Source organism: Streptomyces sp. DF42, from assembly GCF_058267695.1.
The window spans coordinates 2,281,215-2,302,116 of record NZ_CM177859.1 but is presented as its reverse complement, the minus strand read 5'-3'; the positions used below and the strand labels follow the sequence as shown (position 1 = coordinate 2,302,116).

The window sequence follows — 20,902 nt, the reverse complement described above, 5'->3', positions numbered from 1 at the left end:
CGCGGGCGGCCGCACGCGTCACAAGAGGCACAGGGGCGGGACACAGAGGGAACCGCCGGGGAAGAGAAGGTGACGATGAATGCCGAAGGGCTGGAGAGCTTCCGCGAGTTCGTGGACAGCAGGTCGTCGGCTCTGCTGAAGACGGCCGTGCTGCTCTGCGGGGGAGATCAGCACGCCGGCGAGGACCTGTTGCAGAACGCGCTCGTCAAGGCCGCCGGGAAATGGCAGCGGATCGACGAGCCCGAGGCGTACGTACGCCGGATCCTGTACCGCCAGCAGATCAGCCGCTGGCGGCTGAAGGGGCGCAGACGGGAGGTCAGCGTCGCCGAACCGCCCGAAGCGGGGCCGCAGTCCGGTGACACGGCCGCCGCGGCCGAGCTGCGCGTCGTGATGCGCGAGGCGCTCGGCCGCCTCACCGCCCGTCAGCGTTCGGTCCTCGTGCTGCGCTACTTCGAGGACCTGCCCGAGGCCGACGTGGCCCGCCTGCTGGGCTGCTCGATCGGCACCGTACGGTCCACCACCCACCGCTCCCTCGCCCGGCTGCGCACCCTGGCGCCGGAGCTGGCCGCACTCGGCCCGGCGGACGCCGAACTGGTGTCCCGTGACTACTCGCCCGTGGAGGTGCGTCCGTGAACGTCGACGAACTCGTGCGCGACGCCCTGCGCGAGCAGGCCGCCGAACAGACCGCGGCGCGGCCGGGGTTGGCGGACCGCGTGCTGGTCCTGCGCAGCCGCCGCCGCACCCGCCGGATCGCGACCGCCGCCGCCACGGTCGCCGTGGTCGCCGTCGCCGTGGCGGTGCCGCTGCTGGACTCGGGCAAGCAGGACGTACGGCCCTCAAGGGTCGTCGACCAGAACGCCGTCAAGGCGCACGCCGACCAGTCGCCGCCGCGCGAGACGATCTCGGCCAAGGGGACGACCCTGGCCGCGTACTACATCCCGGAGCGGGTCAGGAAGTCCAAGGACACCGCCGTCAACGGGCGGGCGTACCACCTGCTGAACCCGAAGACCGGCAGGTACGAGAAGACCACGAAGTGGTCATGGATCGCCGTCGCGCCCGGCATGAAGACCGCCGCCGTCCTGGAGCAGGACCTGCCCGCCTCACGGATCGGCCTGCTCGACCTGTCCTCCGGCGAGGTCGAGCGGTGGATCCAGGTCGACCACGGGGTGGCCGGGCTCGCGTTCTCGCGCGACGGCCGCAAGCTGCTCGCGACGACGTACAGCGAGAATCCCGACATGCTGTACAAGCCCCAGGGCGGCGGCGAGTGGGGGCCGAAGATGGGGTCCAGCCGCACCGGTTTCTACGTCTTCGACGTGGCCTCCGGGAAGGGCTCCTGGGCCGAGGTGAAGATCAAGAGCGACCCGAACGACCCCATGGGGGCCGGGTTCCTCAACTCCCGCCAGGACTTCGCCCTCACCGACGACGGCCGGCACGTCTGGGCCGGGAACCCCCAGGGTGACATCGGCAAGGAGTTCTGGGACCTCACCGGCAGGAAGGTCCCCGTACCGGCGGGCGACAAGTACCTGTCGTGGTACGTCGACGCCGGGAAGTCACCGAACGGCAAGCTCGTCGCCGGGGACTTCGCCGGCGAGGGGTGGAAGACCGCGTCCTGGCTCTTCGACGCCGCCACCGGTGAGAAGACCAAGGTGCGCGGGCAGCAGCTGCTCGCCTGGGTCGGCAACAACCAGCTCATCGCCTGGGACATCGACAAGAACGTCAAGAACGAGTTCCACAACCGGCTCGTGCTGGTCACCATCGGCAGCAACAAGGAGGTGCCGCTCAGCGGCTTCCGCCAGGGCAACGACGGAGCCGCCGGACGCTGGGAGCCGGTCTTCGCCCAGCCCTGACCGGTCAGCCCGCCGTGAGTTCCTCGTAGACCCCAAGCAGCCCGTCGACCGCCTCGCGGCCGGCCGGCCGCAGCGGGGCGCGGACCGGGCCGGCGGGCAGACCGAGTGCGCCCAGGAGGGCCTTGGCGGTGACCGAGCCGGGCAGGCCCGCCGACATCATCGACTCGATGAGGGGCGTAGCGCGTTGCTGGAGGCGGGCGGACACGGGGGTGTCGCCCGCCTCGAACGCGTCGAGGACCGCGCGGAGTTGCTCCGGTACGACGTTCGCGACCGTGCTGATGTAGCCCGTGCCGCCCACCGCGTACAGGGCGAGGTTGTGTTCGTCGCAGCCCGCGTAGTACGCAAGGTCCGTGCGGGCGAGCACCTTCTGGGCGGCGAGGAAGTCGTAGGAACAGTCCTTCACCGCCACGATCCGGGGATGATCGGCGAGCCGGATGATCGTGTCGGGCTCGATGCGGGTGCCGGTGCGGCCCGGGATGTCATACAGCGTGACCGGCAGCCCGACCGCGTCGGCGACGGCCAGGAAGTGCGCCTCCAGCGCGTCCTGCGGAGGCTTGCTGTAGTACGGGCTGACCACCAACAGGCCGTCCGCACCCGCCTTTTCGGCTTCACGGGCGAGTTCCACGGTGTGCCGGGTGTCGAACGTCCCGACGCCCGCCACGACCGACGCCCGGTCGCCCACCGCATCCCGCACCGCCTCGACCAGCGCCGCCTTCTCGGCGTCCGTGGTGGTCGGGGACTCGCCCGTCGTACCGGACAGCACCAGCCCGTCACAGCCCCGGGAGACCAGGTGGTCGGCGAGGCGCTGCGCCCCGTCCAGATCGAGCGCGCCGCCGTCGGAGAAGGGCGTGATCATCGCGCACAGGGCGCGGCCGAAGGGTGGCACCGAGGGCGCGGTCGTCGTCATTCCCTCAGTTTCGGCCGCCCGACAGTGAAGCGCCACTTAATTCTTCTACGAGATATCGATAAGTATCGCTTCGACATAGTGGGCTGACCGGGCCCTATGTCCATTTCGCCCGTCATGAGTCACCATGGCAGGACGGTGACCGGCATCAGTCCATGGAGGCGTCATGAAGCTCGGCAAGGCACTGGCCACCGGAGTCGCGGAGGAGCAGCCGCGTATCCACGAGGAAGAGCTCGAACTGCCCGAGAAGATCGAGACCGTCGAGGACGTCGTGGACATCGAGGCGTCCGCTCCCGAAGAGGTTCCGGCGGGCCGATGAGGCTGCGGCTTCCGGAGGAACGCCCGACGGAGCCGCCGACCGGATACAAGATCGCCCACCCGGTGCTGTCCCAGGACGGCACCCGGGCCGGGTTCACCGGTGTGTCGCTCGGCGGCGCGCTCCCGTACGGGGCGCTGGCCGACGCGTCCTGCGTCTACGGCCTGCGCCACAGGGCACCCCACCGCCGCTGCGACTGCGGCTTCCACTGCGTACACGACCGGGCGGCGGCCGAGGCGCTGCTGTGCACGGCCGAGCACCGGGCGGCGGTCCTGCTCGAGGTCTCCGTGCTCGGCGCCTACATCCGCTTCGAGCGCGGCTTCCGCTACGCCCGCCAGCGGGTACGGACCGCCACGGTCGGCCCCTGCACGTGCGGCACCGTCGCCGCGGCACTGGCCGACGCCGGCTGGGGCCGCCCCGGCTGGCTCGCCCTGGTCCCCTCCTGCGCGGGCTGCGTCCACGGCCGCCTGTCCCTCTCGCTCGCCGCCTTCGCGCGGCTGGCCGGGGAGGGGCTGCGGGTGGTGGCCGGGGAGGGGCTACGGATGGTGGCCGACAGCGGCGACGCGCGGACGCCGGCCGGCCTCGGGGCGGCCGAGGGGCTCGGCGTGCCGGAACTTGTCGCGGAGGCGGCCCTGCTGCAGGCCCGCCTCGACTGGTTCCAGACCCAGCTCGGCCGCCTCGGCCGGGGAGGGGGTGGCGGCCGGCACCCGTGAGCCGCTGTCCGTCGTCGACGGTCGGCCTTTTGCCGATCGAAGGGCTCGGTGTACTCGACCTCGTCGTGGAGGCGCCCTTGCGGCGGGCCCGTCCCGTTCGATTCCGGGCCTGGCTCGGCTGCCCCGGCAAGGGTGGGTCGGGGTGCGGGTGGTGGCCGACAGCGGCGACGCGCGTACGCCGGTCGGCCTCGGAGCGGCCGAAGGGCTCGGTGTGCCCGAACTCGTCGTGGGAGCAGGGCCGTTGCCGGCCCGCCGTGGCCGGTCGCGGAACGGGTTCGCCCGCCTCGGCGAGCCCGGGGCCGCGCGGTGGCGGCAGGGGTAGCGGGGGCGGGGGCGGGTACCCGAGATGTTCCGAACGAGAGGAACACGACAGGAACACGAGAGGAGGCGACACCGTGACCGGGACCATGCACCCCGGGCCGGTGCGCGACGAGCACCACTCGGTGGGCGAGCTTGTCGGGCAGGCCACCGAACAGCTTTCCCGTCTCGTACGACAGGAAGTGGCCCTCGCCAAGGAAGAGCTGGCCGCCAAGGGCCGGCGCGCGGGACGCGGCGGCGGACTTCTCGGTGCCGCGGGCGCGTTCGCGTACGCCGGTCTGCTCGCTCTGGCCGGCACGGCCGTCGCCGCGCTGTCGCTGACGCTGTCGGTCTGGGCCTCGGCGCTCATCGTGACGGGCGTGCTGTTCGTGATCGCGGCCGTGCTCGCCGCGACCGGCCGCGCTCAGCTGCGCCGCGCCGCACCCCCCACGCCCGAGGAGACCCTGGACAGCGTCAGGGCCGACGTCGAGGAGATCAAGGAAAGGGCGCACCGATGACGGACAGGGCAGGGGCGTCAGGCGCCAAGGGGCCCGATGAGCTGCGACGGCAGATCGAGCGGACGCGCAGTCAACTCGGCGAAACAGTGGAGGAGTTGGCGGGAAAAATGGATGTGAAAGGACGCGCCCGGACTCGGGCGGCCGACCTCAGGGACAAGGCGGGTGCGATGACCGTCCAGCTGCGCAGCTCCGCCGCGCAGGCCGGGCACATGGCGCAGGAGAGGGCCACCAAGGCCGGACACAGGGTTCACGACGGGGCGACCAAGGCCGGACACCGGTTCCAGGACGGGGCGACGAAGGCCGGTCACCAGGCGCATGACCGGGCGCTGCAGGCCGGTCACAAGGCGCATGACCGGGCGCTGCAGGCCGGTCACAAGGCGCATGACCGGGCGCTGCAGGCCGGTCACAACGCCCATGACCGGGCGCTGCAGGCCGGTCACAACGCCCAGGACGCGGCCACGGAGACGGGGCACGGACTGGAGCACAAGGCGGAGCACAGCGTGCCGCGGCCCGCCCGGTCCGTCGTGAGGGCGGCGGTACGGCATCCGCGGCCGGTGCTCGTCGTCGGCGCGGCGTTCGCCGTGGCCGTGGTGGTGGCGTGGAGGTACCCGAAGAACTAGGCGAGCTGCGGCCGAGAGGTAGCTGAGAGGCAGCCGAGCCGCAGCTGAGAAGTACCAGGCGCAGGCGCGTCACGCCGGGCGTGGGCGCACACCCCGAAGCAGGGTGTGCGCCCACGCCCACGCCCACGCCCACGCCCACGCCCACGCCCACGCCCACGCCCACGCCCACGCCCACGCCCACGCCCACGCCCACGCCCACGCCCACGCCCACGCCCACGCCCACGCCCACGCCCGCCTCAGGGACCGCCTCACGCTGGGCCGACGCCCCACACCGAAAACCAGAGCCGTCTGGACAAAAAAAGTTTTCGGTGGGACCGTGGACGCATGTTGGACGTCACCGTGATCGAGGACCCCGAGGCCGCCGCCGTCTCCCTGGACCCCATAAGGGCGAGGCTGCTCGCCGAGCTGGCGGCCGGCCCGGCGTCGGCGGCGATGCTGGCCGGCCGGGTCGGCCTGCCGCGGCAGAAAGTGAACTACCACCTCAAGGCGCTGGAGCGGCATGGCCTGGTCGAGCTGGCCGGGGAGCGCCGCAAGGGCAACGTCACCGAGCGGCTGATGCGCGCGACCGCGGCGTCGTACGTCATCTCGCCGCTCGCGCTCGCGGCCGTGCAGCCGGACCCGGACCGCTTCCGCGACCAGCTGTCCGCGCGCTGGTTGCTCGCGCTCGGCGCCCGTCTGGTGCGGGACGTGGGCTCACTGATCACCGGCGCGGCGAAGGCCCGCAAGCGGCTGGCCACGTACGCGCTGGACGGCGAGGTGCGCTTCGCCTCGGCCGCCGAACGGGCCGCGTTCATCGAGGAGTTGACGGCCGGAATCACCGGCCTGATCCGCAAGTACGACGCCCCGGACACCGAGGGGGGCCGCGATCACCGGATCGTCGTGGCCGTCCATCCCACGCTCAAGCAGACCGAGTTGGAGTAGATCATGTCCAAAGAGTTCGAGATCGCCCGGGAGTTCGAGGTCGACGCCACCCCCGAGGAGGTGTGGGAGGCGGTCACCACAGGTACCGGAGGATATCTGTGGCCGATGGAGCCGCCGGAGCCCCGGGTCGGCGGCAAGGGGCCCTTCGGGTCCAGGGTCACCGCCTGGGACCCGCCGCACCGCTACACCAACCGCGTCGAGGACGTCGAAAGCATCTCCGAGCAGACCCTCAACCAGCTCGACTACACGGTGGAACCCCGCGACGACGGACGCCGGGCCTGGGTGCGGTACGTGCACAGCGGCATCTTCGTCGACGACTGGGACAACCAGTACGACGGTGCCGCCAAGCACACCGACTTCTATCTGCACACCCTGCGCGAGTACCTGGTCCACTTCGCGCCCCGGCCGGCCGCCTTCGCCACGTTCGACGGGCCCGAGGCGTCGAAGGCCGCGGACGCGCTCGCCGTCGTCGGGCGTGCGCTCGGAGTCGGCGAGGACGTGGCCGCCGGCACGCGAGTGACGGTCCACGGACCCGACGAGTTCGACGCCGTGGTCGACTTCCGCAACCCGTACTTCATCGGACTGCGGACGGACCGGGGCCTCACCCGCGTCTTCGGGCGCAACCACTGGGGCCACCCGGTCGGCATCTCCCTGCACGACTTCACGCCGGGCGGCGACATCAAGGAGTGCGAGGCCGCCTGGCAGGGCTGGCTGAACGGGGTGTTCAACCAGCCCTGACCAAGCGGGAGTTACGAGCAGCAGCTACCAACAGGAGTTACGAGCAGGAGTCGTCGGCCTGCGCTGCGAGCGGGCGTCACGGCTTGAAGCGCAGCACCTGCGGGTCGTGGTCGCTGATCTGGTCGTTGAACTCCGAGTTGACGTGCACGCTGTCGTACGCGAAGTCACAGCCGCGCCGGATCGCCGGGCTGATCAGGATCTGGTCCAGGACCTGCTGGTTGCCCTGGTAGTCGTAGGTGTAACGCTCGCTCTTCGGCAGCGACTTGATCGCCGACCAGAGCGCGCCGTCACCCTCCAGGATCTTGGCGGTGCCGGAGAACTCGAAGTCGTTCATGTCGCCGAGCGCGATGACGTCCGCGTTCTTCTGGACGTCCAGGATGTTCTTGACGAACGCGTTGACCAGCGTCGCCTGCGCGTGCCGCTGGATCTCCGAACTGCGCACCACCGGCTGGTACTGCGAGGTCAGTCCCTGGTCGCCACCCTTGGAGTTGAGGTGGTTGGAGATCACGAAGACGGTCCTGCCGCGGAAGACGAACTCTGCGGCCAGCGGCTTGCGGCTGGACTTCCAGGCGTCGTCCGCCGGGGCGACGCGCCCGGGGGAGGCCGTCAGCTGCGCCTTGCCGTGCACCGTGGTGACGCCGACCGCGGTGGTGGAGTCGCCGCCCGCGCGGTCCGTGAAGGACACCCGCTCCGGGTTGAACAGGAAGACCTGGCGGATGTTGCCCCCGGGCTGGCCGCCGTCCTGGTCGTTGACCGGGTCGATCGAGCGCCAGTCGTACTTCGGGCCGCCCGCCGCCACGATCGCGTCGATCAGCTTGTTCACCGTCACGTCGGCGGCCACCGTGCCGTCGTCCGTGGCGCCGTTGTTGTCCTGGATCTCCTCCAGGGACACGATGTCGGGCGACTGCAGGTTGTTCACGATCGCGGCGGCGTGCGCGGCGAAGGTCTTGTCGGACGGGTCGAGGTTCTCGACGTTGTACGTCGCGACCGCCAGCTCGCCCCGCGACTGCTTCTCCGTGGTCTCGCGCGTCAGGCCGCCGCTCTTGAGCGTGCCGATCTCGTTCGCGACGAGGGTGTAGCCGCCGAACTGGTTGTAGTCCATCGGGCCGGTCGTGGTGCCGGTCAGTGTGTCGCCGACGTTCGCCACCGGGAAGGCGGCCGTGGCACCCAGCGACTGGATCTGCAGCCGGCCGGTGTTCTGCGAGTCGTACGAGCCGTACAGCGTGCCGCCGCGGCGGGTGGGGTTCTCGTGCCGCTTCACCGTGACCCACAGCTCGGTGTACGGGTCGGTCGCGGTGACCACACGGGTGTTCCTGACCTGGACGTTCATGCCCTCCAGGGACTCGTAGAAGTCCAGGGCGTACTTCTTCGGCTGGAGCGTCAGGCCGTTGACCGAGTTGCTCGCGGCCGCGTCACCGGCCGGGGTGTACCGGCTCGGCACCGACTTCGCGTCGATCACCGTGGCGGCCGGGACCGCGTTGCCGCCGGAGACGACGGTGATCGTCGGCTTGGTGATCTCGGTCAGCGACTGGTTGCCGGTCGAGGTGCCGCCGGGGACGAACTCCGAGACCGTGCCGGTGACCGTGACGGAGTCACCGACGACGACCTTCGGCGAGGAGCCGGTGAAGACGAAGACGCCCTCACTGGTCGCCGGATCGCCGTCCGGGTTCGGGTCCTGGATCCAGAAGCCTCTGGAGGAACCGTAGGTGCGCACGCCGGTGACGATTCCGGCCACGTCCGTGACCTTCTGGCCGGCGTACGGAGAAGTGCGCGTGCTGCCCTGGATGTCATGGATGCGCACGGAGTCCGCGTGCGCGGGAGAGGTCAGGGCGACGGCGGAGGCCGCGGAACATACGGCGGCGACGGTGAGCGCGGCGAGACGCGCGGAAGACTTGCTCGGCAACGGAAATCCCTCCGGGGACGTGCGTGGGCGCCGGGACGAGGGTGGTGCGTGGGACGGTCGGAGGCCGCGACCTGTGGGGCGGAGGCGACGCGCGTAGAAAACACAGTGAACAGCTGTCCGCTCGATTTCTACGCGCGTCAATCTCCTGCCTGGTCACGCCAGTTGTCAAGGTTTCGGCCATGTACGGCGACCGTCGGAGAGATGAACCGGGCGGCATGGGTGGAAATCCGTCTAGGCTGAGCGGCTGAGTGGTACGACACGTCCGAGGAGAATCAGCCGATGTCAGACAGCTCCCCCCTGCCGCCGGTGCGGCTGCACCCCGAAGCGGAGCTGGCGCGGGACGCGCTGTCCACGCCCCTGCTTTCCCGGGCCGCGCTGCTGGCCCGCTGGGCCGGCCCGGACATCCGGGTCGACGCCGGGGGCGGGCTCGCCGACGAACAGCTGCCGGCTGCCGCCGAGGTGCTCGGGCTGAGCGGCAACGACGCCGCGGCCTTCGCGAGCGAGGCCTGGCGGGTCGCCGTGGACACCGGACTGGTCGAGATCGTCGACGAGGACGAAGGCACCGTCACCGCCGGGGAGGACCTGGCACGGCTCGTCTCCGGTTCGCCGCACGACGTACTGGCCGTGTGGCGGGGGGCCTTGGAGACCGTGCTCGCCGACGCGAGCGTGCCCGACCTGGACGACCTGGAAGGCGCGCTGGACGAGGGCGGCGAGATCGACTTCTCCCGGCTGGAGTGGGACCCGGAGGCGGAGGCCGAGTTCCTCGACGGCGTCCTCGGCAACCTGTACCTGCTCACGGTCGGCGAGGACGGCCCCGCCGACTCGCCCGTGCCGTTGCCCGCCCTCGCCGCGTCGATGATCGTGCCCAGCGACATGGGGGAGCCCACCAACGACGTCCTGGAGCAGGTCTCCGACGCGATGATGCGGCTCGACGACCAGTTCCGGCTGCTGGAGCCGACGGGAATCGTGGAGTACCAGCCGGTGGACGAGGCGCTGATGGCGGACGCCGACGAGGAACCCGCGGCACTGCCGGACGACACCGACGTCTCGCGCTACGGCATGGTGCGGCTGACGCCGCTCGGCCTGTACGGGCTGCGGGGGCGGCTGCTGGAGGCCGGGCTCACGGCGCCCGCGGTCGGAGACCTCGCGGACAAGGGGGCCGACGCGCTGCTCGACGGGACGGCGGCTTTTCCCCGGGCGGCGGCGCACGCCGAGACCGAGCAGTGGCTCGCCCGGCGTGAAGTCCTTGCCGCGGCACGGGAGTTGCTGGCGGCGGCACGTGGCGCGGACGCCGGGGCGCCGCTGCGCCGGCTGCGCTGCCAGCAGGCGCTGTCGCTCGTCGGCGCGGAGGCCGAGCCCGCACTGCGGGAGGTCCTCGACGACGCGGAGCTCGGCGGACTCGCCCGGGTCTGGCTGACCGAGCACGGGGCGTCCGACGTGCCGGCGCCGTCCCAGGCGATGGTCTTCTGGCTGACCATCGACACGATCGCCGCCCAGCTGGCCGCCGAGGGCAACTCCGAGGAACTCCGGGGGCTGGTCCAGGGGCTGGCCGCCCAGCACGGCCGGTTCTTCGAGGCCGCCTGGCGCGTCGACCACCCCGCCACCGCGGATGTGCTGGAGGCCATGGGGCGGCTGCACCCGGACAAGCGGATCGCGAAGGAAGCACGGAAGGCCGCCTTCAAGGCGCGTTCACAGCACGGTAGTTGACCGCCTCCGTTCGGCCCGCGACCCGTGTTCGGTCCGTGTCGCGTGTTCGGTCCGCGCCCCGGGCTCGGCGTGGGGCGCGGGCCGGTGTCCTCGCGGGCGAGGTGCGGGGGCGGTTCACTTGCGCGCCTCCTCGGGCCCGGCTCCTCCGGGGTCCTGGGGCCGATCAGCGCCATTTGGCGTACTTCGATCTCCTTCGTGAAGTTCCGCCCGACCAATTACCGGGGCACAAGGAATTTTTGGATCCCGTGGTCTGGTGCGTACGGATTCTTGGAAGCGTGTCTGTGTGCGTCGCCCGGTGTTCAACTCCCGTTCAGACGTGGGCGGGACGGTGGCGCCGACCCGAGGTCGCCACCCTCCACGGCATAACCACCGTCACAGGAGACACCATGTCGCTCACTCGCAGGGACTTCGCCAGAAAATCCGCGGTCACCGGTGCCGGTGTCGCGCTGGCGGGCAGCGTCGGCGCCCTGGCCACCGCCCCGAACGCCCTTGCGTCCACGGAGACCGAAGACGTCGAGGGCGCAGCCGGGACGTCGGGGCACAGACACGGACACGGCGGCGTCGGGTACGGACCGCTCGTCCCCGACCCCGACGGCATCCTCGCCCTCCCCGCCGGCTTCGAGTACCGCATCATCACCTACAGCGGCAGGACCAAGCTGGAGTCGGGCGAGTTCACCCCCTCCAAGCACGACGGCACCGCCACCTTCGACGGCCCGCGCGGCGCGACCCTCCTGGTCAACAACCACGAGCTGAAGGGCCCGCGCGCCAACTGGCCGCACCCCGTCCCGCTCACCGAGGGCCTTGTCTACGACCCCGCCGCCTCCGGCGGCTGCACGGTCGTCGAGGTGCGCTGTGACCACGTCGCCGAGTGGGTCGGCATCGCCGGCACCGCCACCAACTGCGCGGGCGGCAGCACCCCTTGGGACACCTGGCTCACCTGCGAGGAGACCGAGGACAAGGCCGGCCAGAACGGCATGACCAAGGACCACGGCTACGTCTTCGAGGTCGACCCCGCCGACCGCCGGGCCAACCGCGACCCCAAGCCCATCAAGGCGCTCGGCCGTTACGCCCACGAGGCCGTCGTCATCGACCCCAAGCGCGGCCACGCCTACCTCACCGAGGACGCCGCCGGCCCCAACGGCCTGCTGTACCGCTGGACCCCGCCGGAGGACTTCCACCACGGCCGCGGCAAGCTCCGCACCCTCGCCGACAACGCCGGTGTCCTCCAGGCCTCCAAGTGCTTCGACTCCGGCGGCAAGTTCGTCGACGACCTCTCCCGCGCGACGAAGATCGGCACGGTCTACGGCGTCGACTGGGTCGACGTCCCCGACCGTGACGCCAGGACCACCTCCGTCCGCAAGCAGTTCACCGACGGCCAGGTCACCCGCGCCCGCAAGCTCGAAGGCATGTGGTGGGGCGACGGCGGCGCCTACATCGTCTCCTCCTTCGCCCGCGCCGAGAGCCCTGTCCAGCACGACGGCCAGGTCTGGTTCTACGACCCCAAGCGCCGCACCCTGACGCTGAAGGTCCTGCTCGGTGTGAACCCCGACCCGTCCCAGGACGGGGCCTTCGACGGCCCCGACAACATCACCGTCTCCCCGTACGGCGGCCTGGTCATCGCCGAGGACGGCGAGGGCGTCCAGCACCTGTTCGGCGCCACCGACAGCGGGCGTACGTACCCCATCGCCCGCAACGAACTGAACATCGGCACGGAAGAGGCTCCCGAGTACAGCGAGTTCACCGGCGTCACGTTCTCCCCCGACGGCAGGACGCTGTTCGCCAACATCCAGACGCCGGGCATCATGCTGGCGATCACCGGCCCCTGGAAGCGCCAGAAGCGCGGCTGAGGCTCCGCCGTGGCCCGCACTTCTCCGGGGGTGCGGGCCACACCCTTGTCCGTCGGCATGATTGACATCTAACATTTCAGTCATGGAGTCGATACGACCCGTCCAGCGCACCCTCCTGAGGGACCGTGCCTACGAAGTGATCCGGGACGCCATCGTGGCCGGCGAGCTGGAACCCGGCGCGGTCGTGCGCGACGGTGATCTCGCCGAGCGGCTCGGGCTGTCCCGGGCGCCGGTGCGGGAGGCCTTCTCGCGGCTGGTGGACGAGGGCCTGCTGGAGAGCAAGCCACAGAGCTACACGCGGGTCACCCCGGTCGTCGCCGCCGACGTACGGGACGCCGCCGCCGTGGTCGGCGCCATGCACGAGCTGGTCACGCGGATCGCCGTGCCCCGGATGTTCGCCGCGGACGTCCAGGCGATGCGCGCGGCCAACGAGCGGTTCGCCGCCGCCGTCGGCGCGGGTGACGTCGACGGGGCCCTGCGCGCCGACGACACCCTGCACGACGTCCTCGTCCGCGTCGCCGGAAATCACGCGGCCGCCGCCACCATCGCCCGCTACACCCCTCTCATCCGCCGCCTGGAGCGCCGCCGCTTCGGGGAGAGCACCTGCCGTTCGGCGGGACTCCACGAGCAGTTGATCGACGCCTGCGCGGCGGGATGCGCGGACGACGCGGTCCGTATCACCGCGGAGATCTGGCGCACCCTCGCCGACCTCGCCGATCTCGACGACGGCGACTGATCCCGACTCCGGGAGTACCCATGTCCCTTTCCTCGTACGACCGTTACCCCCTTCTCTTCGGACCCTCGCCGGTGCATCCGCTGGAGCGGCTCACCGCCCACCTCGGCGGCGCCTCGCTCTGGGCCAAGCGCGAGGACTGCAACTCCGGTGTCGCCTACGGCGGGAACAAGACCCGCAAGCTGGAGTACCTGGTCGCCGACGCGCTCGCCCAGGGCTGCGACACGCTCGTGTCGATCGGCGGGGTCCAGTCCAACCACACCCGCCAGGTCGCCGCGGTCGCCGCCCGTGCCGGGCTCAAGTGCGTGCTGATCCAGGAGAGTTGGGTCGAGTGGCCCGACTCCGTGTACGACAAGGTCGGCAACATCCTGATCAGCAGGCTGGCCGGAGCGGACGTACGGCTGGTGAAGGCGGGGTTCGGGATCGGGTTCAAGGAGAGCTGGGAGCAGGCGCTCAGGGAGGTCGAGGAGTCGGGCGGCAAGCCGTACGCGATCCCGGCCGGCGCCTCGGACCATCCGCTCGGCGGTCTCGGGTTCGCCGGATGGGCGTACGAAGTCGCGGAGCAGGAGCGGGAGTTGGGGGTCTTCTTCGACACCGTGGTGGTGTGCTCGGTGACCGGGTCGACCCAGGCGGGCATGGTCGCCGGGTTCGCCGCACTGGAGGAGGCGGGCGCCCGGCCGCGCCGCGTGCTCGGCATCGACGCCTCGGCGGCGCCCGTCCGGACCCGGGAGCAGATCGCCCGGATCGCGCAGAACACCGGCCAACTCATCGGCGTCAAACGGGAGTTGACCGAGGCGGATGTCGAGCTGGACGAGCGGTACCACGCGGGCACGTACGGCATCCCCGACGAGTCCACCCTTGAGGCGATGCGACTCGCGGCCCGCACCGAGGGGATGGTCACCGACCCCGTGTACGAGGGGAAGTCGATGGCCGGAATGGTGGACCTGGTCACGCGGGGAGAGATCGCCCGTGAGTCCACCGTGCTCTACGCCCATCTGGGCGGACAGCCGGCGCTGAACGCGTACAGCGCGCTCTTCTAGCCGTCCTGACCCCTGCCCCTGCCCTCTTCTGCCCCCTGAGCCGGAGCCGCGGTCGGGTCTGCGGGCCGCCGGGCGCCCCCTCTCGCCGGGGGCGCCCATCACCGTCGTACGGTCGGCACTACAGCGCCTGGGCGGCCGGCTTCACCATGTTGCGGACCGTGCGGGCCTTGACGAAGTCGCCCATGGCCGTCATGTCCCACTCGCCGGAGAACTGGCGGATCAGCTTGGCCATCAGGACGCCGGTCTGGGCCTCGGCGCCGGTGAGGTCGAAGCGGACCAGTTCCTCGCCGGTCGCCGCGTCGATCAGGCGGCAGTAGGCCTTGGCGACCTCGGTGAACTTCTGGCCGGAGAAGGAGTTCACCGTGAAGACGAGGGCCGTGACTTCCTGGGGGAGCCGGCCGAGGTCGACCACGATCACCTCGTCGTCCCCGCCGCCCTCGCCCGTGAGGTTGTCGCCGGAGTGCTTGACCGCCCCGTTCAGGATGGTCAGCTTGCCGAAGTAGCAGCTGTCGATGTGGTTGCGCTGCGGGCCGTAGGCGATGACCGAGGCGTCGAGGTCGATGTCCTTGCCGCGGAAGGCCGGCTCCCAGCCGAGGCCCATCTTGACCTGGGCGAGCAATGGGCGGCCGCCCTTGACCAGGGACACCGTCTGGTTCTTCTGGAGGCTGACCCGGCCCTTGTCGAGGTTGATCTTCCCCGCGCCGGGAGCGGGGGCCGCGGGGGCGGGCGGGGCCACCGGGGTCTGGACGGTGGGCGTCGGCGGGGCGACCGGCTGGGGCGGGGCGGCGGCCGGGGCCGGCTCCTCGACCGTCACGCCGAAGTCGGTGGCGATGCCCGCGAGGCCGTTGGCGTAGCCCTGGCCGACCGCACGGGCCTTCCAGGCGCCGTTGCGCTGGTAGATCTCGACGACCACGAGTGCCGTCTCCGTGCCGAGCTGCGGGGGCGTGAACGTGGCCAGGACGCTGTTGTCGTCCGCGCCGCGGATGGTGGCCGTCGGTTCGATGCCCTGGAAGGTCTGGCCGGTGGCGTCCGGGCTGGCGGTGACGACGATCTTCTCGATGCCCGGGGGGAGCGCCGCGGTGTCGACGACGATCGCGTCCGGAGCCGTACCGCCCCCGGACCGGTAGGTCACGCCCGGTCCGGCCGGCTGGTTGTAGAAGATGAAGTCCTCGTCGGAGCGCACCTTGCCGTCGGCGGTGAGCAGCAGGCCCGACACGTCGAGCCGCACCGGGGCGGCGACGTCCACCGTCACGCGCGCGACGGGGAGAGGGATGTTCGAGCCAGGGGTCATAGCTGTCATGCCGGGTGAACGAGCGACACCGCTTTACCGTTCCCTTACCAAGCGGCCAATTCGCCGGGGCTTGCCGTCTGCGGGGCTTGCCGTCCCCGGGGGGCTGCCGCCCCCAGACCCCCGCTTCGGCCTGAACGGCCTCGTCCTCAAACGCCGGACGGGCTGAAAAGATCAAGCCCCGGCCGGTGAGAATCAGCCCCTCCGGCGTTTGAGGAGCGGGGGCCGGGGGCCGGGGGCCCGGCCCCCGGGTCGGGACGGGTAGGGGGCGGCGGGGCGGAAACCCTACGGCACCACCACGATCTTGCGGCCCACCCCCGAGGCGAACTGGTTCAGGGCCTGTGGGTACTGGTTCAGTGGGATGCGGTCGCTGATGAAGACCTCCGGGTCCAGGACGCCGTTGGCGAAGAGTTCGGCCGCGCGTTCGAAGCTGTGCAGGACCGCCATCGAACCGGTGATCGTGATCTCCTGGTTGTAGATCCGGTACGGGTCGATCGTCACGCGGGTGGCGTAGTCCGCCACCCCGAACTGGAGGAACGTGCCGGCCTTCGCCACCCGCTCCAGGCCGTCCTGGATCGCCGCCGCGTTGCCGGTGGCGTCGATGACGACGTCCCAGCCCTGCGGCCGGTCCAGCTCGTCGGCGCCGGCTGCCGACGCCGAGACGCCCAGCCGTCCCGCCGTCTCCAGGCGGGCCGGATTCAGGTCCACCACGTCCACGCTCGCCGCGCCCGTGCGCTTGGCCAGCTCCAGCATCATCAGGCCCATCGTCCCCGAGCCGTAGATCAGCACATGGGCGCCCAGACGGGAGCGCAGCACGTCGTAGCCGCGGACGGCGCACGACAGGGGTTCCACCAGCGCCGCGTCCTGGGTGCGCACGTGCTCGGGCAAATTCACGCAGTTGGCCACCGGCGCCACCGCGAACTGCGCCGCGCCTCCGGCCGTCGTGACACCGATCGCGGCCCACCGCTCGCACAGGTTGTTGTGGCCCGTACGGCAGTAGCGGCACTCGTAGCAGTAGAGGGACGGGTCCACCGCCACCCGGTCGCCGACCGCGATCTCCGTCACCTGGGTGCCGACCCCGACCACCTGGCCCGCGAACTCGTGCCCCGGCACGATCGGCAGCTTGGGTGCGAACTCGCCCTGGAGGATGTGCAGGTCGGTGCCACACAGGCCGCAGGCGGCGACCTCGACGACGACCTCGCGGGGACCGGGCGTCGGGTCGGGGACCTCGGTGACGACGGCGCGGCCCACGGACTCGATGACGGCGGCCTTCATTTCACGGCTCCAAGCGACAGGCCCTGGACCAGCTTGTCCTGGGCGGCGAACCCCGCGGCGAGCACCGGCAGGGAGACGACGAGCGACGCGGCGCACACCTTCGCCAGGAACAGGCCCTGGCTGGTGATGAAGCCGGTCAGGAAGACGGGGGCGGTCTCCGCGACCACGCCCGTCAGGACCCGGGCGAAGAGCAGTTCGTTCCAGCTGAAGATGAAGCAGATCAGGGCGGTTGCGGCGATGCCGGGCAGGGCGATCGGGGCGACCACGCGCGCCAGGATCGTCGGCAGGCGCGCCCCGTCCACCCGCGCCGCCTCGATGATCGCCACCGGGACCTCGGCGAGGAACGACTGCATCATCCACACCGCGATCGGCAGGTTCATGGACGTGTAGAGGATGACCAGCAGCCAGATGTTGTCCAGCATGTCCGTGTTCTTGGCGAACAGATAGATCGGCAGCAGGCCGGCCACCACGGGGAGCATCTTCGTCGACAGGAAGAAGAACAGGACGTCCGTCCACTTCTTCACCGGGCGGATCGAGAGGGCGTACGCCGCCGGGAGGGCCAGCAGCAGGACCAGGACCGTCGAACCCACCGACGCCACCACGGAGTTGACCAGAGCGGCCCAGGGGCTCGCGCCGCCGCCCGTGCCGAAGAACTCGCGGTAGCCGTCCAGGGTCAGGGCGGCCCCGAAGGACGGCGGGTTGGTCGCCGCGTCGGACTCCGAGTGGAAGGACGTCAGCGCCATCCACGCGATGGGCAGGAAGAAGACGATCCCGAGCAGCCAGGCCACCAGGCCCAGGCCGACTCCCTTGCGGCGGGGGGAGGTTGAGCGGGGTGATGCGGCGACCGTGCTCATGCGCGGGACACCTCCTCGCGGAAGAGGGACGACACGACGCGCAGGGCGAACGTCGCGATGATGATCGAGCCGATAACGACCAGGACGCCCGCGGCCGAGGCGAGGCCGTTCTCGTGGGCCTGGTAGAAGCTCTGGTAGACGGTGTAGGGCAGGTTGGCGGTGCCCAGGCCGCCGGACGTGATCGTGAAGACCGCGTCGAAGTTCTGGACGATATAGATCGAGCCGAGCAGCGCGCCCAGTTCGAGGTAGCGGCGCAGGTGCGGCAGCGTCAGATGGCGGAAGATCTGCCAGTCGTTCGCGCCGTCGACCCGCGCGGCCTCCACCTGCTCGTTGTCGCGGCTCTGCAGGCCGGCCAGCAGGATCAGCATCATGAACGGCGTCCACTGCCAGATCAGGGATGCCTCCACCGCGAGCAGCGGGGTGGTGGAGATCCAGTCCGGCTGGGGGCCGCCCACATAGTGCAACAACCCATTGAGGAGGCCGTATTCGGGGTTGTAGAGCACATGCTTCCAGAGGAGGGCCGCCGCTACGGGGACCACCAGGAAGGGCGCGATCAGGAGCGTACGGACCACGCCGCGGCCCTTGAACCTGCGGTCCAGAAGCAGCGCGAGTGCCAGGCCCAGTACCAGGCTGGCCAGGACCACTGTCACCGTCAGCAGGACCGTCGTCCACACCGAGTGGCGCAGGTCCGCGTCGGTGAGAACCTGCTGGTAGTTGTCGAGGCCGGTGAAGTGGCGTGCCTTTGGGTACAGGGCGTTCCAGTCGAAGAACGAGATCACCAGGGTGGCCACGAACGGCAGCTGGGTCACCGCGACCATGAAGACCAGGGCGGGCAGCAGCGGGGCCCGGGTGGACCAGGCGCGCAGCCGGGCGGAGGGCCGGCGGGTCGTGCGTACGGGAGTTGCCGCTATCGGGGCGGTCGTCGTCGCGCTCATCGTCCCTCGTACTCCTTCGAGATCTTCTCGGCGAGCTGCTGGGACTTCTTCAGGGCCGAGTCGACGGACTGGCGTCCGGCGATGGCCGCGCTGATCTCCTGGGAGACCTTGGTGCCGAGATCGGTGAACTCGGGGATGCCGACGAACTGGATGCCGGGCGCGGGGCGCGGCTGCACCCCCGGGTCGTTGGGCCTGGCGCCCTCGATGGCCTCCTTGGTCATCTCCTGGAAGGCGCCGGCCTCCTTGCGGTAGTCCGCGTTCGTGTACGTCGACGCGCGCTTGCCGGCGGGCACGTCGGACCAGCCGCTGGTGTCGCCGACCAGTTGCTCGTACTGCTTGCCGGACGCCCAGGACACGAACTTCCAGGCCTTGTCGGAGTTGCGGGACGCCTTCTGCATGCCCCAGGCCCAGGTGTAGAGCCAGCCGGAGGAGTCCGTCCTCTCGACCGGGGCGGGGGCGTAGCCGAGCCTGCCCTTGACGGGGGAGCCCTTGGCCTCCAGGGATCCGGCCGCGGACGTGGCGTCGTACCACATGGCGACCTTGCCCTGGGTCATGTTGTTCAGGCACTCGGCGAAGCCGGACTGGGCGGCACCCGACTCACCGTGCTTTCGCACCAGGTCCACGTAGAACCTCGTCGCCTTCTCGAACTCGGGGGAGTCGAGGTGCGCCGTCCAGTTCCTGTCGAACCAGGTGCCGCCGAAGGTGTTCACCACGGTGGTCAGCGGGGCCATCAGCTCGCCCCAGCCGGGCAGGCCGCGCAGACAGATGCCGCGCATCCCGGACTTCGCCCCGTCGACCCCGGCGGCGATCTTCGCCACCTGGTCCCAGGTGGGGTGGGCGGGCATGGTCAGGCCCTTCTCGGCGAGGATGTCCTTGCGGTACATCAGGAAGGACGACTCGCCGTAGAAGGGCTGGCCGTAGAGCTTGCCGTCGTCGGCGGTCAGGGACTGCCGCATCGGCCCCAGGACGTCCTGCTCGTCGTAGGCCGGGTCCTTGGCCACGTACGAGTTCATCTCGTGCAGCCAGCCGTTCTTGGCGTAGATCGGTATCTCGTAGTTGCTGAGCGTCGCCACGTCGTACTGGCCCGCCTGGTTGGCGAAGTCCTGGCTGATCTTGTCGCGGACGTCGTTCTCCGGCAGCACGGTGAAGTTCACCCTGATGCCGGTCTCCTTGGTGAAGTGCGCCTTGGTGAGTTTCTGCAGCTCCACCATCTGCGGGTTGTTGACCATCAGGACGTTGATGGAGTCGCCGCCGGAACCGGACCCGCCCGCCCCGACCCAACAGCCGGAGAGCAGCGGGGCGAGCAGCGTCCCTGCGGCGGCCATGGCGAGCGTGGCTCGCGGTGGCCGTCGTCGGCTCTGGGTGCGCATGAATCGCTCCTGGACATAGGGGGATATAAGGGGCGTTCTTGGGTGTGGGGATGCCCTGGGTGACAGCTCGGTGGACAGGTCAGACCCTGATGACCTGTGGTCCCAGCAGGGAGTAGCGGTGGGCCTCGGCCGAGGGGAGCAGCGTGCTCGTGACAATCGTCTCCAGCGCGCCGATCTCCGCGAAGCGGCAGAAGCTGACCGCCCCGAACTTGGTGTGCACGCCCGCGAACACCGTGCGGCGCGCCGCACGGATGGCCTGCGCCTTGACCTCGCTGACCGCGGGGTCGGGGGTGGTCAGGCCGTGCTCGCGGGAGATGCCGTTGGCGCCGATGTAGGCGAGGTCGATGACGAAGCCGGCCAGCATCTTCGTCGTCCAGTGGTCGACGGTGGCGAGGGTGCCGGGGCGTACCCGGCCGCCGAGCAGCAGTACGGAGACGCCGTCGGCGTCGGCGAGCGAGCCCGCGACCGGCAAGGACGCGGTGACCACGGTCAGCGGCCGGTCCCCGGGCAGTGCCTCGGCGATGAGCTGCGGGGTGAAGCCCTCGTCGACGAAGACCGTCTCGGCGTCCCCGATCAGCTCGGCCGCGGCGGCCGCGATCCGGCGCTTCTCGGGTACGTGGCTGGTGGCGCGGAATTCGAGCGTCGTCTCGAAGCCGGCGCTCTCCACGGGGTAGGCGCCGCCGTGGGTGCGGCGGACCAGGCCGTGGTCCTCCAGGGCGCGCAGATCCCGCCGTACGGTCTCCTTGGCCACGCCCAGTTCGGTGGCGAGCGCGGTGACGTCGACGGAGCCGGCGGTGCGCGCGGCACGCACGATCTCCCGCTGGCGTTCCTCTGCCGACTTCGCAGTGTTCGCCGTCATCGCCGCACCTGCTTCCTCGCCCACTGCCCGTTCGGGCCCGGTGAGGCCCACGGGGGAAGTTCTACCCCCGGCGTGCGTCACTGACCAGGCCTGTTGCAGGTCCGATGCTGCCCGTATGGGTCCGTTTGCGGAGCGGAGTGCCCGCCTCGGACCTGCGTGACTGTGAGCGGGGGCGTGAGATCGGGCAGGCGTGGTGCCCGAATGCGACGGCGGGCGG

General features: G+C 70.8%; 20 protein-coding genes. 12 read left to right on the top strand and 8 right to left on the bottom strand.

What is annotated here, in order from left to right; translation table 11 throughout:
• Positions 1 to 75: 75 nt before the first annotated feature.
• Entirely contained in the window at positions 76 to 633 is a 558-nt protein-coding gene (locus tag ACYUED_RS10505; protein WP_491292005.1) for a SigE family RNA polymerase sigma factor, read from the top strand.
• Complete coding sequence (locus ACYUED_RS10500; RefSeq protein WP_491292004.1) at positions 630 to 1,847, top strand: WD40 repeat domain-containing protein; 1,218 nt, start codon at positions 630 to 632, stop codon at positions 1,845 to 1,847. The genes ACYUED_RS10505 and ACYUED_RS10500 overlap by 4 nt, the downstream gene beginning before the upstream one ends.
• 4 nt (positions 1,848 to 1,851) lie before the next feature.
• On the opposite strand, the gene dapA is transcribed toward ACYUED_RS10500, so the two are convergent.
• A complete protein-coding gene (dapA, locus tag ACYUED_RS10495; RefSeq protein ID WP_491292003.1) occupies positions 1,852 to 2,754 on the bottom strand; it encodes a 4-hydroxy-tetrahydrodipicolinate synthase in 903 nt (300 codons plus the stop codon).
• 163 nt (positions 2,755 to 2,917) lie between these two features.
• Here dapA and ACYUED_RS10490 point away from each other — a divergent pair, with 163 nt between their 5' ends.
• From ACYUED_RS10490 to ACYUED_RS10465, 6 genes are all read left to right on the top strand, one after another.
• Positions 2,918 to 3,070, top strand: a complete 153-nt coding sequence (locus tag ACYUED_RS10490; protein ID WP_491292002.1) for a hypothetical protein — start codon at positions 2,918 to 2,920, stop codon at positions 3,068 to 3,070.
• The gene (locus ACYUED_RS10485; RefSeq protein WP_491292001.1) at positions 3,067 to 3,780 is read left to right on the top strand and encodes a hypothetical protein; all 714 of its coding nucleotides are present in this window, start codon (positions 3,067 to 3,069) and stop codon (positions 3,778 to 3,780) included. Before ACYUED_RS10490 ends, ACYUED_RS10485 begins: the two co-directional genes overlap by 4 nt.
• A gap of 395 nt (positions 3,781 to 4,175) precedes the next feature.
• Positions 4,176 to 4,595, top strand: a complete 420-nt coding sequence (locus ACYUED_RS10480; protein ID WP_491292000.1) for a phage holin family protein — start codon at positions 4,176 to 4,178, stop codon at positions 4,593 to 4,595.
• On the top strand, positions 4,592 to 5,215 hold the full coding sequence (locus tag ACYUED_RS10475) for a DUF3618 domain-containing protein (RefSeq protein ID WP_491291999.1): 624 nt from the start codon (positions 4,592 to 4,594) through the stop codon (positions 5,213 to 5,215). Before ACYUED_RS10480 ends, ACYUED_RS10475 begins: the two co-directional genes overlap by 4 nt.
• Positions 5,216 to 5,539: 324 nt before the next feature.
• Positions 5,540 to 6,136, top strand: coding sequence for an ArsR/SmtB family transcription factor (locus ACYUED_RS10470; protein ID WP_491291998.1), 597 nt, complete (start codon positions 5,540 to 5,542; stop codon positions 6,134 to 6,136).
• A 3-nt stretch (positions 6,137 to 6,139) separates the two neighbouring features.
• The gene (locus ACYUED_RS10465; protein WP_491291997.1) at positions 6,140 to 6,874 is read left to right on the top strand and encodes an SRPBCC family protein; all 735 of its coding nucleotides are present in this window, start codon (positions 6,140 to 6,142) and stop codon (positions 6,872 to 6,874) included.
• A gap of 76 nt (positions 6,875 to 6,950) precedes the next feature.
• Here the strand turns inward: ACYUED_RS10465 and ACYUED_RS10460 are convergent, their stop codons facing one another.
• The gene (locus ACYUED_RS10460) at positions 6,951 to 8,777 is read right to left on the bottom strand and encodes a DUF8508 domain-containing protein (RefSeq protein WP_491291996.1); all 1,827 of its coding nucleotides are present in this window, start codon (positions 8,775 to 8,777) and stop codon (positions 6,951 to 6,953) included.
• Between the two features lie 279 nt (positions 8,778 to 9,056).
• On the opposite strand from ACYUED_RS10460, the gene ACYUED_RS10455 reads away from it, so the two are divergent.
• The 4 genes from ACYUED_RS10455 (at position 9,057) to ACYUED_RS10440 (ending at position 14,104) form a co-directional block, all read left to right on the top strand.
• Positions 9,057 to 10,484 (top strand): hypothetical protein, encoded by a 1,428-nt coding sequence (locus ACYUED_RS10455; protein WP_491291995.1) that lies wholly within the window; start codon positions 9,057 to 9,059, stop codon positions 10,482 to 10,484.
• Positions 10,485 to 10,870: 386 nt separating this feature from the next.
• Entirely contained in the window at positions 10,871 to 12,331 is a 1,461-nt protein-coding gene (locus ACYUED_RS10450; RefSeq protein ID WP_491291994.1) for an alkaline phosphatase PhoX, read from the top strand.
• Positions 12,332 to 12,413: 82 nt separating this feature from the next.
• Positions 12,414 to 13,067 (top strand): GntR family transcriptional regulator, encoded by a 654-nt coding sequence (locus tag ACYUED_RS10445; RefSeq protein ID WP_491291993.1) that lies wholly within the window; start codon positions 12,414 to 12,416, stop codon positions 13,065 to 13,067.
• A gap of 20 nt (positions 13,068 to 13,087) precedes the next feature.
• Positions 13,088 to 14,104, top strand: a complete 1,017-nt coding sequence (locus tag ACYUED_RS10440) for a 1-aminocyclopropane-1-carboxylate deaminase (RefSeq protein ID WP_491291992.1) — start codon at positions 13,088 to 13,090, stop codon at positions 14,102 to 14,104.
• A 118-nt stretch (positions 14,105 to 14,222) separates the two neighbouring features.
• On the opposite strand, the gene ACYUED_RS10435 is transcribed toward ACYUED_RS10440, so the two are convergent.
• From ACYUED_RS10435 to ACYUED_RS10410, 6 genes are all read right to left on the bottom strand, one after another.
• Positions 14,223 to 15,395, bottom strand: a complete 1,173-nt coding sequence (locus ACYUED_RS10435; RefSeq protein WP_491291991.1) for a TerD family protein — start codon at positions 15,393 to 15,395, stop codon at positions 14,223 to 14,225.
• A gap of 282 nt (positions 15,396 to 15,677) precedes the next feature.
• Complete coding sequence (locus tag ACYUED_RS10430; protein WP_491291990.1) at positions 15,678 to 16,667, bottom strand: zinc-dependent alcohol dehydrogenase family protein; 990 nt, start codon at positions 16,665 to 16,667, stop codon at positions 15,678 to 15,680.
• Complete coding sequence (locus ACYUED_RS10425; RefSeq protein WP_491291989.1) at positions 16,664 to 17,521, bottom strand: carbohydrate ABC transporter permease; 858 nt, start codon at positions 17,519 to 17,521, stop codon at positions 16,664 to 16,666. The genes ACYUED_RS10430 and ACYUED_RS10425 overlap by 4 nt, the downstream gene beginning before the upstream one ends.
• Positions 17,518 to 18,456, bottom strand: a complete 939-nt coding sequence (locus ACYUED_RS10420; protein WP_491291988.1) for a carbohydrate ABC transporter permease — start codon at positions 18,454 to 18,456, stop codon at positions 17,518 to 17,520. The genes ACYUED_RS10425 and ACYUED_RS10420 overlap by 4 nt, the downstream gene beginning before the upstream one ends.
• Positions 18,453 to 19,826, bottom strand: a complete 1,374-nt coding sequence (locus tag ACYUED_RS10415) for an ABC transporter substrate-binding protein (RefSeq protein ID WP_491291987.1) — start codon at positions 19,824 to 19,826, stop codon at positions 18,453 to 18,455. Before ACYUED_RS10415 ends, ACYUED_RS10420 begins: the two co-directional genes overlap by 4 nt.
• 79 nt (positions 19,827 to 19,905) lie before the next feature.
• Entirely contained in the window at positions 19,906 to 20,685 is a 780-nt protein-coding gene (locus ACYUED_RS10410) for a DeoR/GlpR family DNA-binding transcription regulator (RefSeq protein WP_491291986.1), read from the bottom strand.
• Between the last annotated feature and the right edge of the window lie 217 nt (positions 20,686 to 20,902).

Coding starts and splice junctions, on each gene's coding strand:
- ACYUED_RS10505 (WP_491292005.1), top strand. CDS start 76: ATGAATGCCGAAGGGCTGGAGAGCTTCCGCGAGTTCGTGGACAGCAGG.
- dapA (WP_491292003.1), bottom strand. CDS start 2,754: ATGACGACGACCGCGCCCTCGGTGCCACCCTTCGGCCGCGCCCTGTGC.
- ACYUED_RS10490 (WP_491292002.1), top strand. CDS start 2,918: ATGAAGCTCGGCAAGGCACTGGCCACCGGAGTCGCGGAGGAGCAGCCG.
- ACYUED_RS10485 (WP_491292001.1), top strand. CDS start 3,067: ATGAGGCTGCGGCTTCCGGAGGAACGCCCGACGGAGCCGCCGACCGGA.
- ACYUED_RS10475 (WP_491291999.1), top strand. CDS start 4,592: ATGACGGACAGGGCAGGGGCGTCAGGCGCCAAGGGGCCCGATGAGCTG.
- ACYUED_RS10470 (WP_491291998.1), top strand. CDS start 5,540: ATGTTGGACGTCACCGTGATCGAGGACCCCGAGGCCGCCGCCGTCTCC.
- ACYUED_RS10465 (WP_491291997.1), top strand. CDS start 6,140: ATGTCCAAAGAGTTCGAGATCGCCCGGGAGTTCGAGGTCGACGCCACC.
- ACYUED_RS10455 (WP_491291995.1), top strand. CDS start 9,057: ATGTCAGACAGCTCCCCCCTGCCGCCGGTGCGGCTGCACCCCGAAGCG.
- ACYUED_RS10450 (WP_491291994.1), top strand. CDS start 10,871: ATGTCGCTCACTCGCAGGGACTTCGCCAGAAAATCCGCGGTCACCGGT.
- ACYUED_RS10445 (WP_491291993.1), top strand. CDS start 12,414: ATGGAGTCGATACGACCCGTCCAGCGCACCCTCCTGAGGGACCGTGCC.
- ACYUED_RS10440 (WP_491291992.1), top strand. CDS start 13,088: ATGTCCCTTTCCTCGTACGACCGTTACCCCCTTCTCTTCGGACCCTCG.
- ACYUED_RS10435 (WP_491291991.1), bottom strand. CDS start 15,395: ATGACCCCTGGCTCGAACATCCCTCTCCCCGTCGCGCGCGTGACGGTG.
- ACYUED_RS10430 (WP_491291990.1), bottom strand. CDS start 16,667: ATGAAGGCCGCCGTCATCGAGTCCGTGGGCCGCGCCGTCGTCACCGAG.
- ACYUED_RS10425 (WP_491291989.1), bottom strand. CDS start 17,521: ATGAGCACGGTCGCCGCATCACCCCGCTCAACCTCCCCCCGCCGCAAG.
- ACYUED_RS10420 (WP_491291988.1), bottom strand. CDS start 18,456: ATGAGCGCGACGACGACCGCCCCGATAGCGGCAACTCCCGTACGCACG.
- ACYUED_RS10415 (WP_491291987.1), bottom strand. CDS start 19,826: ATGCGCACCCAGAGCCGACGACGGCCACCGCGAGCCACGCTCGCCATG.
- ACYUED_RS10410 (WP_491291986.1), bottom strand. CDS start 20,685: ATGACGGCGAACACTGCGAAGTCGGCAGAGGAACGCCAGCGGGAGATC.